The following is a 16,378-nucleotide window of genomic DNA, read 5'->3' as shown; positions in this document are numbered from 1 at the left end:
ACGCGCTGACGCTAACGCTCAATACGACCCACAACAAGCACCAGGAACCTGAACGCATCTGAACTCCGCTGTTTTCTATGAACGAAAATATTATTGTTCAGCGGGTTGTCGGCAGGTTGCGCACAATATTGAGCGGCGTCCAGACAGCCTATCAGGGCAGTACTTGCTTGAACGGCTTGATCGTTACGTTGGCATACACTCCAGCAGCCATGTACGGATCGGCGTCGGCCCAGGTCTGCGCGGCCGCCAGGGAGTCGAACTCGGCCACGATCAAGCTGCCGGTAAAGCCCGCGGCACCAGGGTCGTTGCTGTCAATCGCCGGGTTAGGGCCAGCCAACACCATGCGGCCTTGATCTTTAAGCGCGACCAACCGCGCCAAATGATCAGGCCGTGCAGCCAGGCGTTTTTCCAGCGAGTTGGCGACATCGGTCGCAACGATTGCGTAGAGCATCATCAGTCCTTGGTTTCGGGAGAGGAAGGGTCTGCGTCGTGCATGTGCCGGGCGAGGAAAATACCTTGGCCGAGCAGAAATAATAAGGTCATGCCAAGGCTGCCGAAGACTTTGAAGTCGACCCAATAGTCTTGATACGTGAAGGCCACATACAAGTTGGCCGCACCGCAGAATACGAAAAAGATGATCCAGGCGATGTTCAGTTTCGTCCAGATCGCCTCGGGCAAGGTCAATGCATGGCCCATGATGCGTTGGATCAGCGGGCGGTCACCGATGAAGTGACTGCCGGCAAATGCCAGGGCAAACACCCAGTTGACCACCGGTGCCTTCCACTTGAGCACCGCTTCGCTATGGAAGGCCAGGGTCAAGCTGCCGAACACTAAACAAGCGAGCAGGGTGAGCAGTTGGCTTTTTTCCAGTTTTCGCTGGGTGATGAACAAAATGCCGTAGACGACAATCGAACTTATAATCAGCATCGCCGTAGCGCTGAAAATCCCGCCCACCATGATGCTGTGTCCAAGAATGTCAACGGCGCGCGGTTCGATCTTGTAAACGATGAAAAACAGCAGCAGTGGGATGAAGTCGATGAATTGTTTCACAATGGCAGCCAGATGCAGGATGTGGCGGCATAATAACAAACATCAATGATAGCGAAAGCGCCACCTATGAATGTTGACCTGCACTGCCACAGCACCGCTTCCGATGGCGCCCTTGCGCCAGCGATCCTCGTTGCCCGTGCATATGAGAACGGTGTGCGGGTCCTCGCGCTGACCGATCACGACACCCTTGAAGGTCTCGAAGAGGCCCGTACTGCGGCGCTTGAGCTGGGTATGCAGTTGGTCAACGGGGTAGAATTATCCTGCACCTGGGGCGGGGCGACCATCCATGTTCTGGGCTATGGCTTTGATATGAAAGCACCTGCCTTGCTCGCTGCCATTGATCGTTTGCACCATGGCCGCTGGTTGCGTGCAGAAGAAATAAGTCGAAAATTGGCGATCAAAGGTATGCCTGGCGCTATGGAAGGTGCTCGCGCTATCCAGCAAGAGCTCGGTGACAGCGCCAATGCACCGGCCCGGCCGCATTTTGCCGACTTCCTGGTGCGTGGCGGTTTCGTCAAGGACCGCGCCGAAGCCTTCCGCAAATGGTTGGGCGCTGGCAAGCTCGGCGACGTCAAGCAGCATTGGCCGACGCTGGAAGATACCGTCGCGACGCTACGCGAAGCAGGCGCCTGGGTCAGCCTGGCGCACCCGTGGCATTATGATTTCACCCGCAGCAAACGTCGTAAGTTGGTCGCCGACTATCTTGAGGCCGGCGGTCACGCTATTGAGGTAGTCAACGGCCTGCAGCCTGCAGAGCAGGTCGGTGGTCTGGCTATTCTGGCCCGTGAGTTCGGTCTGCTGGTTACTGCCGGCAGTGACTTTCATGCCCCTGGCGCCTGGTCCGAAATTGGCGTTTATCGCCCGTTGCCGGAGGATCTACCGCCACTTTGGTGTCGATTCAAACATGACCAGCCTACTGCCGTCTGAACAGGAAGATACCGTGAGTCAATTTTTCCAGGTGCACCCGGAAAACCCGCAGGCGCGCCTGATAAAGCAAGCGGCAGAGATCATCAAGGCCGGCGGCCTGGTGGTCTATCCCACGGATTCGTCCTACGCGCTGGGTTGTCAGATTGGAGACAAGAGCGCCATCGAGCGCATTCGCCGCCTGCGCCAGCTGGATGACAAGCACAACTTCACCCTGATGTGCTGTGACCTGTCGCAGCTGGGGACCTATGCCAAGGTCGACACGGCAGCGTTCCGTGCCCTCAGAATGCACACGCCGGGGCCGTACACCTTTATTTTGAATGCCACACGGGAAGTGCCACGCTTGATCCTGCACCCCAAGCGCCGGACCATTGGCTTGCGGCTGCCGAGCCATCCCATCGCCCACGCGTTGCTGGTGGAGCTGGGCGAGCCGTTGATGAGCGTCAGCCTGATCATGCCCGGCGAAAGCCTGCCATTGAGCGATCCTTACGAGATGCGGCAGATTCTTGAGCATCAAGTGGATTTGATCATCGATGGTGGTATCGGCGGTATTTCGGCGTCCACGGTGATTAACCTGGCAGACGGCGAAGCCCAGATCATTCGCGTGGGCTGCGGTGATCCACGGCCATTTGAGGTTGGGGCCTGAATGGCAGCGGTCGCCGACCTGAAGTCAACACCTCTGGACAACCAGGCGGGCGCTCAGCAGGAGCTGCCATTTGCCATGGTCTATGGCCAAGCGGTCATGCACATGCCGCTGGACCTGTACATTCCGCCCGATGCGCTGGAAGTGTTTCTCGATGCGTTCGAAGGTCCGCTGGACTTGCTGCTGTACCTGATCCGTAAGCAGAATATTAATATTCTTGATATTCCCGTGGCGGAAATCACCCGGCAATACATGGGCTACGTCGAGCTGATGAAAACCGTGCGCCTGGAGCTGGCGGCGGAATACCTGGTCATGGCCGCCATGCTCGCCGAGATCAAGTCTCGGATGTTGCTGCCACGCTCGGCTGAGATCGAAGCGGAAGAAGACGATCCCCGAGCCGAATTGATCAGGCGTTTGCAACAGTACGAGCGCTTCAAGGCGGCGGCCGAAGGCATTGATGGCCTGAGCCGGGTCGGGCGTGACGTAGTTATCCCCAGGCTGGACGCGCCCGAAGCGCGAGCCCGGCGTTTATTGCCTGACGTCAGTCTTGATGAGTTGTTGATGTCCATGGCCGAGGTGTTGCACCGTGGCGATATGTTTGAAAGCCATCAGGTGAGTCGTGAAGCGTTGTCGACCCGTGAGCGCATGAGCGATGTGCTTGAGCGGCTGAAAGGAGGCGGTTTCGTACCGTTTTCCGAGCTGTTTACTGCAGAAGAAGGGCGCTTGGGTGTGGTCGTGACCTTCATGGCAATTCTGGAGCTGGTCAAGGAGTCGTTGGTCGAACTGGTGCAAAACGAGGCCTTCGCAGCGATTCACGTCCGTGCAAGAGCCGAATAACCGTTAAAGAGCCATAGCATGAACCTGACTGACCCCCGCGAGCTGGCCCCGCTGCTCGAAGCTTTTTTATTGGCATCCGGAAAACCGCAATCGCTGGAGCGGCTTCTCGAACTGTTCGAAGAGGGCGAGCGCCCAGAGCCGCCGGTATTCAAAAAAGCCCTGCAATTACTCGGCAAATCCTGCGAAGGTCGAGCCTTTGAGCTGAAAGAGGTAGCGTCCGGTTATCGCTTACAGATCCGCGAACGATTTTCGCCCTGGGTCGGCCGCTTGTGGGAAGAGCGGCCACAGCGCTATTCCCGGGCAATGCTGGAAACCATGGCCTTGATCGCGTATCGCCAACCGATTACCCGGGGCGAAATCGAAGACGTGCGCGGTGTTGCGGTCAATAGCCACATCGTTAAAACCTTGCTGGAACGTGAGTGGATCAGGATTGTCGGTTACCGCGATGTGCCTGGCAAACCGGCGATGTTCGCTACGACCAAGGCGTTTCTCGATCACTTCAACCTGAAAAGTCTGGACGATCTGCCGCCGCTGGCTGCCTTGCGTGAGCTGGAGCCGGAGCCGATGCTCGACTTCGACGACGCCCCGGTGCCTGCCAGCTTGCAGGCCCTGGCGGATGCCAGCCTCGACCCCGATGCCGAACCCGAGCCGCCCCGAGACGAAACCAGCTTCCGCACTTTATTGGTCGAACTTGATTCAATGGAGCTGGGTCTCAAGACAGACTTCGATGATTTGTTGCGGATTGATATCGCCGAGCCGGAAGAGGATGGCGGTACCGATCCCGGCACTCTGTAGGTGCCAACTTGTTGGCGAGAGGGCATATAAGGATGTGCACAGTCGGGCGCCTCGCCAACAAGTTGGCAGATCGCCACATCCATGGAGACTCTTATGAGCAACAACCCATGCATCAGCGTCTGTAAATTCGATGACGATATCTGCTTGGGCTGTGGCCGCAGCAAACGTGAAATCAAGGCCTGGAAGAAGCTCGACAAAGGCGATCGACGCAAGGTACTGGCCGACTCGGCCATGCGCTTGATCCAGATGAAAGCCTCCGGTCGGCGGAAAAAGAAGTAAGTCGACGCGATTGCACTACTCTTTGGTGCGCAACGGGCGCCTTGCGCGTATGATTCGCGACCTTTTGGCGATTCCTACGTTGCCATCGGCTTTAGATTAAGCAATCAGCGCGCGCGATTTCTCAGCGCGACCTGTTATCGACACACCGGGAGGTGCCCAGATGAGTATCAAAGACAAGCAAGACACCCCAGAAGACGACGGCCCAGCAGGCGAAAAACTGCAAAAGGTGCTGGCGCGTATTGGCGTAGGCTCACGACGTGACGTCGAAGCCTGGATCAGCCAAGGCCGCATCAAAGTCAATGGCAAAGACGCGACCCTCGGTCAACGCGTCGACCTGCATGACGCCATCAGCGTTGATGGCCGCGTTATCAAACGCGAAGAGACGGCCGAATCGGTACGTCGCGTCATCATGTACAACAAGCCAGACGGTGAAATCTGCACCCGTGATGACCCGGAAGGTCGTCCGACAGTGTTCGACCGCTTGCCGCGCCCTAAAGAGGGCCGCTGGGTCAACATCGGTCGTCTGGACATCAACACCACCGGTTTGCTGATGTTCACCACCGACGGTGAATTGGCCAACCGCTTGATGCACCCTTCTTTCGAGATGGACCGTGAGTACGCGGTTCGTGTGCGTGGCGAAGTCGATGACGACATGCTGCTGCGCCTCAAGACCGGTGTAGTGCTGGAAGACGGTCCCGCACGTTTCACCGACATCCAGCAAGCGCCGGGCGGTGAAGGCTTCAACCATTGGTACCACTGCGTAGTGATGGAAGGTCGCAACCGTGAAGTTCGCCGCCTGTGGGAATCCCAGGGCCTGGTGGTCAGCCGCCTGAAGCGCGTACGTTATGGTCCGGTGTTCCTCAACTCCGACCTGCCCATGGGTCGCTGGCGCGAAATGAGCCAATACGAAGTTGACACCCTCAGCGCCGAAGTTGGCCTGACGCCGGTCGCTCAACCGCAAATGAATGCCAAGACCAAAGACAAGATGGAGCGCTTGCAGCGCCAATCGTCGCGTCCATTGGGCAAAGGCGAGCGCGTGCGTACCTTGCGTCCAGCCAACCCTGGCACTCCGGCACCATCGGGTGCTGACCGTGCACCACGTCAGCCACAGGTGACAGGCAGCGAGCGTGATCGTCCGCGTTCGGAAGGCAACCGTGATCAGCGTCCTGCTGGTCCGCGTTCAGACTCGTCTGGCCGTGCTCCGCGTCCTGCCACCGGGCGTTCCGGTTCAGCGACTGGCGAGACCAATCGTCCGTTGCGTGGCCGTAGCGAAGGTGCTGATCGTCCTGCACGCAAACCGCGTGAAGACGGCGACGCTCCACGTGCGCCGCGCAGTGATTCAGCCGAGCGTGCGCCTCGTGCACCCCGTGGTGACTCGCCACGTACGCCACGTCCAGCGAACGGTCGTTCAGACAGAGACAGCCGCTCTGATAGCCGTGGCACGCCAGTGGCAGAACGTCCAAGCGACGTAAGCAAGCGTCCAGCCAAGCCTAAACAGCAGCGCGCGGGCATTGTGTTGGTAGACAACGGCAAGCCTTCGGGCAAGCGTAACGGCCCGCCAGCTGGCTCCGGCCAGCGTCCTGGCTTTGGTCGTCGCAAGCCGCAGTAAGCATCCGCCTTTAATCAGCGGGTCGTAAAAAAAGCGCTAACCGACAGGTTGGCGCTTTTTTTTTGCTTGATGGGCAAAGCTAAAACGGTGGGGATATCTATCGCCTCGAAATGCTGGGCTTTAAACACCCCACCGAAAAAATACACTGACTGTTATCGGCCAGCTGACACTGGAAAACTTAGTTCAGTAATATTTATTGAGCAATGTTTTTTTAAAAATGTGAAAGAGAATTGAGCACTTACGTCCTCTGTGGAACGCTGGGTTTACTGGAAATAAGCGCCGAAGTCGCCGCTGGGTTCAAGGAAACTAATTTCCGCCAAAATACAGTCAGCCAGCGGTTTTGCCTGTATTGGAAACGTTTGCGCCGCTTGGTACACGTACGCTAACTCCGTATGCTTGCAAGTATGAAAGCAAACGCAGCCTCGCTGACCGCCTCAGGATGATGTAACGCTCATATGCTGGTGATTTCCAATAACGTACAGCTGGCTGACGCCGAAATCGAATTGACGGCCATTCGTGCCCAAGGTGCGGGAGGGCAGAACGTCAACAAGGTTTCGAGCGCGGTGCATTTGCGTTTCGATATTAATGCCTCGTCTTTGCCGCCGTTTTACAAAGAGCGTTTACTCGCACTGCGCGACAGCCGCGTCACCAGCGATGGGGTGATTGTGCTCAAGGCCCAGCAATACCGGACCCAAGAGCAAAACCGTGCGGATGCGTTGGAGCGTTTGACCGAACTGATTATTAACGCGACCAAGGTCGAGAAAAAACGCCGCCCCACCAAACCGACCATGGGCTCGAAGAAGCGTCGTTTGGAAGGCAAGACCTTGCGCGGCAGCATCAAGGCCGGGCGTGGGAAAGTGGATTTTTAGGGAAGACCGAGGAAGGTTCAGTCCTACAGGTTGTGCTCCCGAGCATGCCGGGCTTGCTTGTACAGGTAAACACTCAGCGCAAGTCCCGACAGGGAAGCCAGGGCGGCGAAGAGGAAGATGGAGGCAAAGCCGAAGCCGGCGGCGATTGCTCCGGCGACCGGGCCGGTGATGCCTAGGGACAGGTCGATGAACAGCGAATAGGCCCCCACCGCCGCACCACGACTGGAGGCTGGCACCAGGTTTACTGCTTCAACCCCCAAGGCCGGGAACACCAGCGAGAAACCGAACCCGGTGAGCGCTGCTCCCGCCAAGGCCAGCGATGGCGTAGGGGCAACCCAGAGCAGCACCAGGCCCACCGTCTCGACGCCCAGGCAGGCAATCGCCACACGGAAGCCGCCGAGGCGGTTGATGTATTTGCCGAAGAGCAAGCGCGCCCCGATGAAGCACGCGCCAAACAGGCTCAAACACAGCACGGCGTTGGGCCAATTGTGGCTCGAGTAATACAAGGTGATGAACGTAGCAATGGTGCCGAAGCCAATCGAGCCCAGCGCCAGCCCGGTGCCGTGGGGCAGCACGCGGCCTAGCACGTGCATGAACGGCAAGCGTTCACCGTGGACGATAGGCGCAGCTTCTTTGTTCCAGGCCAGCCTCAAGCCCAGTGCCGCCAGCAGGATGATGCTGAACCCCATGCTCCACAAACCAAACTGCTGGACCAGCAGCACCCCCAGCGGTGCGCCAATGGCCAGGGCGCCGTAACTGGCAATGCCGTTCCAGGAAATCACCTTGGCCGTGTTAAGCGCGCCCACCCGGCCGATGCCCCAACCAATCGAGCCGGAGCCCACCAGGCTTTCTGCTGTGCCCAGCACCAATCGACCGATGAACAGGCAAATCAGACTGGCCATCGGCGCAGTGTGCAGCCAGGCCGACACCAGCATCAGAACCCCGCTGAGCCCGCAACCGGCCAAACCGTAGAGCACCGCTTTTTTACTGCCTTGGTTGTCAATGAATCGGCTGGAATAAGGACGGCTGAGCAACGTCGCCAGGTACTGCACGCTGATCACCAACCCGGCAGCCACCGCACCGAAGCCCAGGTCGGTGTGTACGTAACCTGGCAGAACCGCCAATGGAATACCGATGTTCAGGTAGCCGATGAAGGTGAACAAGACAATGGAAACAACCTGCAGCGTGACCGCCATGGGTCGTTGTGCAGAGGCGGCGGAGGAATCTGGCATGGGTCAACAATCCACGGTTACGGCGGGAGGTAATGATGCGCAACGTGTCGCGGGATAAACGATTCAGCAGTAGGCGCGATCAAGGCTGCTTATGATAACGGTGGACGGGGCATTCCTGGACATCGGCGATGAAAAAAAGTCGAAACACTGCAATGGACGGTCGTTACCGTCAGCAAAGCCTGGCAGTTAGCGTTTGCTGGGGTTAAGCAATTGGGTGGTAATCAATGCCGCCAGTGCCGTTTCTTTGGTACCGAAACGCGCCAGCAAAGCCGCCTGTTTTTCGGCGCTGAGGCGGGACCAGATTTCGACCATTTTTTCAGTGGTTTCCATCAACACGCTGGCGTTGGGGTCAGGAAGATCGGCCATTTTGGTATTCACTTGTTTTGATCAGGCGTATGCGCGAACGCGCTACGGGAAAAGCGGAGCCTGACAGACCGTATGGAAACAGGCGCAGAACACTGGTTTGGCATACGGTCTGAATAATGGCCTCAGTCTCGGCTTTTAGCGCTCTGGCTATCTTTTGCCTTGACTGGACTGGCCTTCAACTCGGCTTGCTGGCCGGGTGCTTGTTGGGCCTTGGGGGATTGCTCTGGTGCGTGCAGGCTTGGGTAAGGGAAGTTTGGGATTTCATGCATCGTCGTCGCTCCGCGCAAGATCTGATTTGAAGGTTGCTGGAAAGATCAGTGCTTTTAAAAAGCTTCGGCAGGATACAGCACTGCAAATGACAATCAGACTTTATCTACCGCGCTTTTGCCATTTAGCGACCGGCTGTCTGCTGGCACAACGCAATCGCGCCCATGAAGGGCGCGATGGACGACGCTATGAAATCCAATCAGTCGTGGCACACATCAGCGATGGCCTGGGCCAGCAGGCCGAGGCGCGAAGCGTCGATGCCGGCGATGTTGGCGCGTCCGGCGCTGACCAGGTACACGCTGTGTTCATAGCGCAACCTTGCCACCTGATCGTCGTTTAACCCGGTGTAGGAAAACATCCCGCGTTGTACGCCGATGTGAGCGAAACGCTCGCCCAGCCCCAGTGGGGTTAATGCCTCGACCAGCCCTGCCCGCAGTTGGGCGATACGTGAGCGCATCTCCTCAACCTCATCCATCCACAGGGTTTTCAGCTCAGGGTCGGCAAGAATCTCAGCGACGATGGCTGCACCATGGTCCGGTGGATTGGACCACAGGTTACGGGCGGTGGAGGACAGCTGACTGCGCACGTCCAACAGTTTTTCCGCGGTGTCGGTACACACAATCAAGGCGCCGGTGCGCTCGCGGTATAGGCCAAAGTTCTTCGAACATGAACTGGTGATCAGCAGTTCCGGCAGTGCGTCGGCAAACAATCGCACGGACCATGCGTCCTGTTCCAGACCGTCGCCGAAGCCTTGGTAGGCGAAATCAATCAACGGCAGCAAGTCGCGGCTGCGGACGATGTCCAACACCTGGTGCCAATCGTCCCGGGAAAGATCGAAGCCGGTGGGGTTATGGCAGCACGCGTGTAACAACACCACATCGCCACGGGGGATTTGATTCATCGTGGCGAGCATCGCCTCGACGTTCAGGCGGTTGTCGCTGCCCACATAGGGGTAATGGCCGACCTTCAAACCGGCGGCGCCGAAGATCGATTCGTGAATCGGCCAAGTCGGGTCGCTCAACCATACGCTGCGCCCTGGCAAGCAATTGGCGATGAAATCCGCGCACAAGCGCAAGGCGCCAGTGCCGCCCGGGGTCTGGGTCGCGCCGACACGTTTGGCCGCCAGCAGCGGCGAATCCTTACCCAACACCAGTTCACTGATCAGGCTGCCGAAGAGCGCCTGGCCATGGCCGCCGATGTAAGTTTTGGTGTCCTGCTTGTCCACCAGACGTTGTTCGGCGAGTTTCACCGAGCGCAAAATCGGCGTCAGGCCCATAGCGTCTTTATAGACGCCCACGCCGAGGTCGAATTTATTCGGGTTGGTATCAGTCGCGTACGCTTCGATCAGCCCTAAAATCGGGTCGCCCGGTACTCGCTGGATATCATTGAAATGCATTACTTGCGGCCCTCGGCGCCTTTGGCCACTTCGTCAGTACGCGCGGCCATGATGAAATCATTGCGGTGCAGCCCTTTGATCGAGTGGCTCCACCATGTCACGGTGACTTTGCCCCATTCGGTGAGCAAGCCGGGGTGGTGACCCTCGGCCTCGGCAATTTCGCCGACAGCGTTGGTGAACGCAAGCGCAAACTTGAAATTCTTGAACAGGAAAGCCTTTTCCAGTTGCATGACGGCGTCGCGTACTTCGATGTTCCAGTCCGGGATCTGTTTGATCAGAACTGGCAATTCTTCATCGCTGACCTGCGGGGCATTGGCGTGACAGGCTTCGCAGTGGGCTTGGTTGAGAGTGCTCATAAAGGATTCCTGATCAGGCAGCTTTGATTTTCGGTGGGAATTTTGGCGCATGCAGGCCGAGCTGCATACCCGATTGAACCAGGCTCATGAGGTCTTCGTGGGCGAGGTCGAATAGCCGTTTGAGGCTTGGCAAAACAAAGTACAGTGGCTGCAAAATATCGATTCGGTACGGTGTGCGCATAGCGTCCAGCGCGTCGAACAGTTGATGTTCCGGCGCGGAAGACAAGCTGTAAACGGTTTCCTTGGGCGACGACAGAATTCCGCCTCCATAGATACGTCGACCCTGAGGCGTGTCCACCAGGCCGAACTCGATGGTCATCCAGTACAGGCGCGCCAGGTAAACCCGCTGCTCCTTGGTTGCGCTCAGACCGAGCTTGCCATAGGTGTGGGTGAATTCTGCAAACCATGGGTTAGTCAGCAACGGGCAATGACCAAACACCTCATGGAAAATATCCGGCTCTTGCAGGTAATCCAGCTCTTGCTCACTGCGAATAAAAGTGGCCACCGGAAACTGCTTGTTGGCCAGTAATTCAAAAAAGGTCTGGAAGGGGATCAGTGCCGGCACCCGAGCGACTTGCCAGCCAGTGGTAGCCGCCAGCACTTTATTGACTTCGGCCAGTTGTGGAATGCGCTCATGGGGCAGGCCCAATTGCTCAATGCCGTCGAGATACTCCTGGCAAGCGCGGCCTTCGATCACCTTGAGTTGTCGAGTGATCAGGGTGTTCCACACTGCGTGCTCGGCAGGCGGGTAGTCGATAAAGCCGTTCATATCGGGCTCGCGGGCCACGTAGTGCGTCATGTTGCTCTCCTCAAGGAAGCTTGTTGTTATCTATGACTTAGAAATAACCCAAATAACGGCTGCTGGTTGAAGGGTGAAACCCCGCTGAACGGCACTTGTTGGTATTTTCGTAAAGAAAAGTTTACGGTCATCAAGGTTGTTGCGAATGGCGCGGCGTAAAGTGATGGGAATCAGACCGTGGCTGTCACATAATCGTGACGGCGAAAGTAGCGCTGGCTAAGAAAAAACCGCCATTTCAGGAACAATCGTTTATGCGCATCAAAGTGCACTGCCAAAACCGCATCGGCATTCTTCGTGACATTCTTAATCTGTTGGTTGAGTACGGGGTCAACGTCGCTCGCGGGGAAGTGGGTGGCGAACACGGCGATGCGATCTACCTGAATTGCCCGAACCTGATCAATCTGCAATTTCAGGCCATGCGTCCCAAGTTCGAGGCGATAGTCGGGGTGTTTGGGGTAAAGCGCGTGGGACTGATGCCCAGTGAGCGTCGGCACATGGAACTCAACGCGCTGCTGGGCGCGCTGGAGTTTCCGGTGATGTCCATTGACATGGGCGGCTCCATCGTCGCGGCCAACCGTGCGGCAGCGCAGCTGCTCGGGGTGCGGGTCGATGAAGTGCCGGGCATAGCGCTGTCACGTTACGCCGAGGACTTCGATTTGCCTGAGCTGGTTCGGGTCCATAAGTCTCGAATCAATGGCCTGCGGGTCAAGGTGCGCGGCGATGTATTTCTCGCCGACATCGCGCCACTGCAATCCCAGCACGACGACAGCGAGGCCATGGCCGGCGCGGTGTTGACCCTGCATCGGGCGGACCGCGTCGGCGAGCGTATTTACCATGTGCGTAAGCAGGAGCTGCGTGGGTTCGACAGTATTTTCCAAAGCTCTAAAGTCATGGCGGCCGTGGTCCGTGAAGCGCGGCGCATGGCGCCATTGGATGCGCCGCTATTGATCGAAGGTGAAACCGGCACCGGCAAAGAGCTACTGGCTCGCGCTTGTCACTTGGCCAGCCCGCGTGGACAGTCGCCACTGATGGCGCTCAATTGTGCCGGGCTGTCGGAGTCCATGGCGGAGACTGAATTATTTGGCTATGGTCCCGGCGCGTTTGAAGGGGCGCGGGCCGAGGGCAAGCTGGGATTGTTAGAGCTGACAGCCGGAGGAACGCTGTTTCTCGATGGCGTCGGCGAGATGAGCCAGCGTTTACAAGGGAAGCTGTTGCGCTTTCTGCAGGAAGGTCGCTTTCGCCGCGTGGGAAGCGACGAAGAGGTCTATCTGGATGTGCGGGTGATTTGCGCCACCCAAGTGGATTTGTCCGGGCTGTGCGCCAGGGGCGAGTTTCGGGAGGACCTTTATCACCGACTGAACGTGCTGTCGTTGCATATCCCACCGCTGCGCGATTGTCTTGATGGCTTGCCGCCGTTGGTTGATCATTTTCTCGATCAGGCTAGTCGGCAAATTGGCTGCCCATTGCCAAGGCTGTCGCCCGCGGCCATGGAGCGGTTAAGTCATTACCATTGGCCCGGCAACGTGCGTCAATTGGAGAATGCATTGTTTCAGGCTGTTTCGCTGTGCGAAGGCGGCGTGGTCAAAGCGGAGCACATCCGCCTGCCGGATTACGGCGCGCCTCAGCCATTAGGGGATTTTTCCCTTGAAGGCGGGTTGGATGAAATCATCGGACGCTTCGAAAAAGCCGTGCTGGAGCAACTCTATGGGCAACACCCGAGCAGCCGGCAATTAGGCAAGCGACTGGGGGTCTCCCACACTACGATCGCGAACAAGTTGCGCGGTCATCAGTTAGGTAGCGAAAAAATAGAGCTACATCAGGTTGGGCCTGAGCAGATTAAATAGCGAACCGTTATAACTTGAATAGTTTTATCGAATAAAGGCGAGCGCTTAATAACGACGGGTGGCTATCACAGCGGCCTTAATCACAACGCCTCGTTGGAATGACTTCCCCCGAGGCGTTAGTTTGATAGGGCGCAAACTTGATCAACCATCCATGCACCCATTGCCCATGACGCGATACTCAAGCACATGTTCTATTCCTTTAGAGTCGACGTAGTCCATACGCGCAGGCACTACGCCGCAGACGTCGGGGATGGGCGTCGTGGAGATGACTTTGGCAATGTCCAAATGAGTCGAGTAGGTGTACTGCTCTACCGGGACTGTTGCGTCTGGTCCGGTGGTTGGGAGATTGGCGGCAAAGGCTGAGGCGCAGAAACCGCCCATGGCCAATATTAATAATGCAGCTTTCATATTTAGCTTCCTTATCTCAACTGTGAGAGGGAACCTGGCTCTTGTGAAGCCAGGTGTGTCGCTAATTTTACAAGTGGATTAACAAGCCTTTGTGGGGGCGTATACGTGTTAATCGATTGCCGGTTGGCCAGAATGATTTTAGGCGTGTTGAGCGGCTCCATATATGAGCAGATCTGATAAAGACTCTTGATCAAAACGGCAATAATCATTTGGATAACCTTGCCGGCGGGTTGTCAGTGGCGCTGAGGTCATCTGCGCGGCCCTGGGTCTGCTGCGACGCAAGGGCTTAGCGCGTAGGATAACGGGACGCTCCGATCCGGTAAGACCATCGTCGAATGGCTTGATTGGAGTCGAACCGTTACAACGGAACCCATAAAACAACAACTGTCCACCGAGGTACCAAAGATGAGTGCGGCTTCTATATATCCTGTTCGCCCCGAGGTTTTAGCGACTACGCTGACCGACGAGGCGACTTACAAAGCCATGTACCAGCAGTCGGTGGTCAATCCCGATGGCTTCTGGCGTGAGCAAGCCCAGCGTCTTGATTGGATCAAACCCTTCACCTTGGTCAAGCAAACCTCTTTCGACGATCACCATGTCGACATCAAATGGTTTGCTGATGGCACCCTGAACGTTTCCTACAACTGCCTTGACCGCCATCTGGCCGAGCGTGGCGATCAGATCGCAATCATCTGGGAAGGCGACGATCCTTCCGAACACCGCAACATTACCTACCGCCAATTGCATGAAGAAGTCTGCAAATTCGCTAACGCCTTGCGGGGCCAGGATGTGCACCGCGGCGATGTAGTCACTATCTATATGCCGATGATTCCCGAAGCTGTGGTCGCCATGCTGGCGTGTACCCGGATCGGCGCTATTCACTCGGTGGTATTTGGCGGTTTCTCCCCGGAAGCACTGGCCGGCCGTATCATCGACTGCAAATCGAAAATCGTCATCACCGCTGACGAAGGCCTGCGGGGCGGCAAGCGTACCGCGTTGAAAGCCAATGTCGATCTGGCGCTGACCAACCCGGAAACGGCCAGTGTGCAGAAGATTATTGTCTGCAAGCGCACCGGCGGCGACATTGCCTGGCACCAGCATCGCGACATCTGGTACGACGACCTGATGAAGGTTGCGTCGAGCCATTGCGCGCCGAAAGAAATGGGCGCCGAAGAAGCGCTGTTCATTCTTTACACCTCGGGTTCCACCGGCAAGCCGAAGGGCGTGCAGCACACCACCGGTGGTTATCTGGTGTACGCGGCCATGACCCACGAGCGTGTGTTCGATTACCGTCCGGGCGAAGTGTACTGGTGCACCGCGGACGTCGGCTGGGTCACCGGCCACAGTTATATCGTCTACGGGCCATTGGCCAATGGCGCGACCACCTTGCTGTTTGAAGGCGTGCCGAACTATCCGGACATTACCCGCGTGTCGAAGATCATCGACAAGCACAAGGTCAATATCCTCTACACCGCCCCGACCGCGATTCGCGCCATGATGGCCGAAGGCACCAAAGCCGTTGAAGGCGCAGACGGTTCAAGCCTGCGGCTGTTGGGTTCGGTGGGCGAGCCGATCAACCCGGAAGCCTGGAACTGGTACTACAAAACCGTCGGTAAAGAACGCTGCCCGATTGTCGATACCTGGTGGCAGACCGAAACCGGTGGCGTGCTCATCAGCCCGTTGCCGGGCGCGATTGCGCTCAAGCCAGGGTCGGCAACGCGTCCTTTCTTCGGCGTGGTGCCTGCGCTTGTGGATAACCTGGGCAACCTGATTGAAGGCGCTGCTGAAGGCAATCTGGTAATCCTCGATTCATGGCCAGGCCAGGCGCGGACGTTATTCGGCGACCATGACCGTTTTGTCGATACCTACTTCAAGACTTTCCGTGGCATGTACTTCACGGGTGACGGCGCACGTCGTGACGAAGATGGTTACTACTGGATCACTGGGCGTGTGGATGACGTGCTCAACGTATCCGGACATCGGATGGGCACGGCGGAAATTGAAAGCGCCATGGTTGCTCACCCTAAAGTCGCTGAAGCCGCAGTGGTTGGCGTCCCTCATGACCTTAAAGGACAGGGCATTTATGTTTACGTCACCCTAAACGGTGGCGAAGAACCGAGCGAAGCGCTGCGTCTGGAACTGAGAAACTGGGTGCGTAAGGAAATCGGCCCGATTGCTTCACCAGACTTCATCCAGTGGGCGCCGGGGTTGCCGAAAACCCGCTCGGGCAAAATCATGCGCCGCATTCTGCGCAAGATCGCAACGGGCGAATACGGCGCCTTGGGTGACATCTCCACCCTGGCGGATCCGGGTGTGGTTCAACACTTGATCGAGACCCACAAAACCATGAACGCCGCCTGATCCCAGGCAGTAAAACGCCCCGCCCGGCGAATGCCGCGGCGGGGCGTTTTTTATGGAGCGAGTGGCGCACTGATCTTTTGTGGGCGCTGCCGAAGGCTGCGATGGGTTGGAGAGTCGCAGCCTTCGGCAGGTCCTACAGTGATTGTGTGTTGCAACATTCCCCAACCAACGATATTTATCGACTGTTACCTGATATCCAGACAGGTAACCAATTGTGTAACCAAACGGGCGGATGGGGTGTTTCTTCTGATCATTTGACCGCCGCGCTAATTCCATCAGTCGACTGTGATGGCCACGATAGAGCCTTATCTAACAACCCGGCGCGCTAATTGCTGTGTCCATA

General features: G+C 57.3%; 18 protein-coding genes. 9 read left to right on the top strand and 9 right to left on the bottom strand.

Annotated elements, in window-relative coordinates:
- Positions 1 to 151 precede the first annotated feature (151 nt).
- Complete coding sequence (locus JWR17_RS01035) at positions 152 to 451, bottom strand: YciI family protein (protein ID WP_299827438.1); 300 nt, start codon at positions 449 to 451, stop codon at positions 152 to 154.
- Between the two features lie 2 nt (positions 452 to 453).
- Positions 454 to 1,050 (bottom strand): septation protein A, encoded by a 597-nt coding sequence (locus tag JWR17_RS01030; RefSeq protein ID WP_299827436.1) that lies wholly within the window; start codon positions 1,048 to 1,050, stop codon positions 454 to 456.
- 66 nt (positions 1,051 to 1,116) lie between these two features.
- Here JWR17_RS01030 and JWR17_RS01025 point away from each other — a divergent pair, with 66 nt between their 5' ends.
- The 7 genes from JWR17_RS01025 (at position 1,117) to arfB (ending at position 7,006) form a co-directional block, all read left to right on the top strand.
- The gene (locus JWR17_RS01025; protein ID WP_299827434.1) at positions 1,117 to 1,977 is read left to right on the top strand and encodes a PHP domain-containing protein; all 861 of its coding nucleotides are present in this window, start codon (positions 1,117 to 1,119) and stop codon (positions 1,975 to 1,977) included.
- Positions 1,978 to 1,990: 13 nt separating this feature from the next.
- Positions 1,991 to 2,620, top strand: a complete 630-nt coding sequence (locus JWR17_RS01020) for an L-threonylcarbamoyladenylate synthase (RefSeq protein ID WP_299827433.1) — start codon at positions 1,991 to 1,993, stop codon at positions 2,618 to 2,620.
- A gap of 135 nt (positions 2,621 to 2,755) precedes the next feature.
- Complete coding sequence (locus JWR17_RS01015) at positions 2,756 to 3,454, top strand: ScpA family protein (protein ID WP_299827440.1); 699 nt, start codon at positions 2,756 to 2,758, stop codon at positions 3,452 to 3,454.
- Between the two features lie 18 nt (positions 3,455 to 3,472).
- Positions 3,473 to 4,249, top strand: a complete 777-nt coding sequence (scpB, locus tag JWR17_RS01010; RefSeq protein WP_299827431.1) for an SMC-Scp complex subunit ScpB — start codon at positions 3,473 to 3,475, stop codon at positions 4,247 to 4,249.
- Between the two features lie 93 nt (positions 4,250 to 4,342).
- Positions 4,343 to 4,528 (top strand): DUF1289 domain-containing protein, encoded by a 186-nt coding sequence (locus tag JWR17_RS01005; RefSeq protein ID WP_299827429.1) that lies wholly within the window; start codon positions 4,343 to 4,345, stop codon positions 4,526 to 4,528.
- 160 nt (positions 4,529 to 4,688) lie between these two features.
- On the top strand, positions 4,689 to 6,137 hold the full coding sequence (gene rluB, locus JWR17_RS01000; RefSeq protein ID WP_299827427.1) for a 23S rRNA pseudouridine(2605) synthase RluB: 1,449 nt from the start codon (positions 4,689 to 4,691) through the stop codon (positions 6,135 to 6,137).
- Positions 6,138 to 6,592: 455 nt separating this feature from the next.
- Positions 6,593 to 7,006, top strand: coding sequence for an alternative ribosome rescue aminoacyl-tRNA hydrolase ArfB (gene arfB / locus JWR17_RS00995; protein WP_299827425.1), 414 nt, complete (start codon positions 6,593 to 6,595; stop codon positions 7,004 to 7,006).
- Positions 7,007 to 7,029: 23 nt separating this feature from the next.
- On the opposite strand, the gene JWR17_RS00990 is transcribed toward arfB, so the two are convergent.
- From JWR17_RS00990 to phhA, 6 genes are all read right to left on the bottom strand, one after another.
- Entirely contained in the window at positions 7,030 to 8,238 is a 1,209-nt protein-coding gene (locus JWR17_RS00990) for an MFS transporter (protein WP_299827423.1), read from the bottom strand.
- Between the two features lie 186 nt (positions 8,239 to 8,424).
- On the bottom strand, positions 8,425 to 8,604 hold the full coding sequence (locus JWR17_RS00985; protein WP_299827421.1) for a hypothetical protein: 180 nt from the start codon (positions 8,602 to 8,604) through the stop codon (positions 8,425 to 8,427).
- 122 nt (positions 8,605 to 8,726) lie between these two features.
- Positions 8,727 to 8,873 carry a hypothetical protein gene (locus tag JWR17_RS00980; RefSeq protein WP_299827419.1) on the bottom strand — a complete coding sequence of 49 codons (147 nt, stop codon included), beginning with the start codon at positions 8,871 to 8,873 and terminating at the stop codon, positions 8,727 to 8,729.
- A 197-nt stretch (positions 8,874 to 9,070) separates the two neighbouring features.
- Positions 9,071 to 10,267, bottom strand: a complete 1,197-nt coding sequence (locus tag JWR17_RS00975) for an amino acid aminotransferase (protein WP_299827417.1) — start codon at positions 10,265 to 10,267, stop codon at positions 9,071 to 9,073.
- A complete protein-coding gene (locus JWR17_RS00970) occupies positions 10,267 to 10,623 on the bottom strand; it encodes a 4a-hydroxytetrahydrobiopterin dehydratase (protein WP_299827416.1) in 357 nt (118 codons plus the stop codon). The genes JWR17_RS00975 and JWR17_RS00970 overlap by 1 nt, the downstream gene beginning before the upstream one ends.
- Before the next feature lie 13 nt (positions 10,624 to 10,636).
- Positions 10,637 to 11,422 carry a phenylalanine 4-monooxygenase gene (gene phhA, locus JWR17_RS00965; RefSeq protein WP_299827414.1) on the bottom strand — a complete coding sequence of 262 codons (786 nt, stop codon included), beginning with the start codon at positions 11,420 to 11,422 and terminating at the stop codon, positions 10,637 to 10,639.
- Positions 11,423 to 11,673: 251 nt separating this feature from the next.
- Between phhA and JWR17_RS00960 the strand changes: the two genes are divergently transcribed.
- Positions 11,674 to 13,266: a sigma-54-dependent transcriptional regulator gene (locus tag JWR17_RS00960; protein ID WP_299827411.1), complete on the top strand. Its 1,593-nt coding sequence runs from the start codon at positions 11,674 to 11,676 to the stop codon at positions 13,264 to 13,266.
- Between the two features lie 141 nt (positions 13,267 to 13,407).
- On the opposite strand, the gene JWR17_RS00955 is transcribed toward JWR17_RS00960, so the two are convergent.
- Positions 13,408 to 13,674 carry a DUF2790 domain-containing protein gene (locus tag JWR17_RS00955; RefSeq protein ID WP_299827409.1) on the bottom strand — a complete coding sequence of 89 codons (267 nt, stop codon included), beginning with the start codon at positions 13,672 to 13,674 and terminating at the stop codon, positions 13,408 to 13,410.
- Positions 13,675 to 14,079: 405 nt separating this feature from the next.
- Here JWR17_RS00955 and acs point away from each other — a divergent pair, with 405 nt between their 5' ends.
- Positions 14,080 to 16,035, top strand: coding sequence for an acetate--CoA ligase (acs, locus tag JWR17_RS00950; protein ID WP_299827407.1), 1,956 nt, complete (start codon positions 14,080 to 14,082; stop codon positions 16,033 to 16,035).
- The last annotated feature ends 343 nt before the right edge of the window (positions 16,036 to 16,378 follow it).

The sequence above is a fragment of the Pseudomonas sp. genome, from assembly GCF_028293835.1.
Classification (GTDB): domain Bacteria; phylum Pseudomonadota; class Gammaproteobacteria; order Pseudomonadales; family Pseudomonadaceae; genus Aquipseudomonas.
This window is presented reverse-complemented; position numbering and strand designations above follow the sequence as displayed.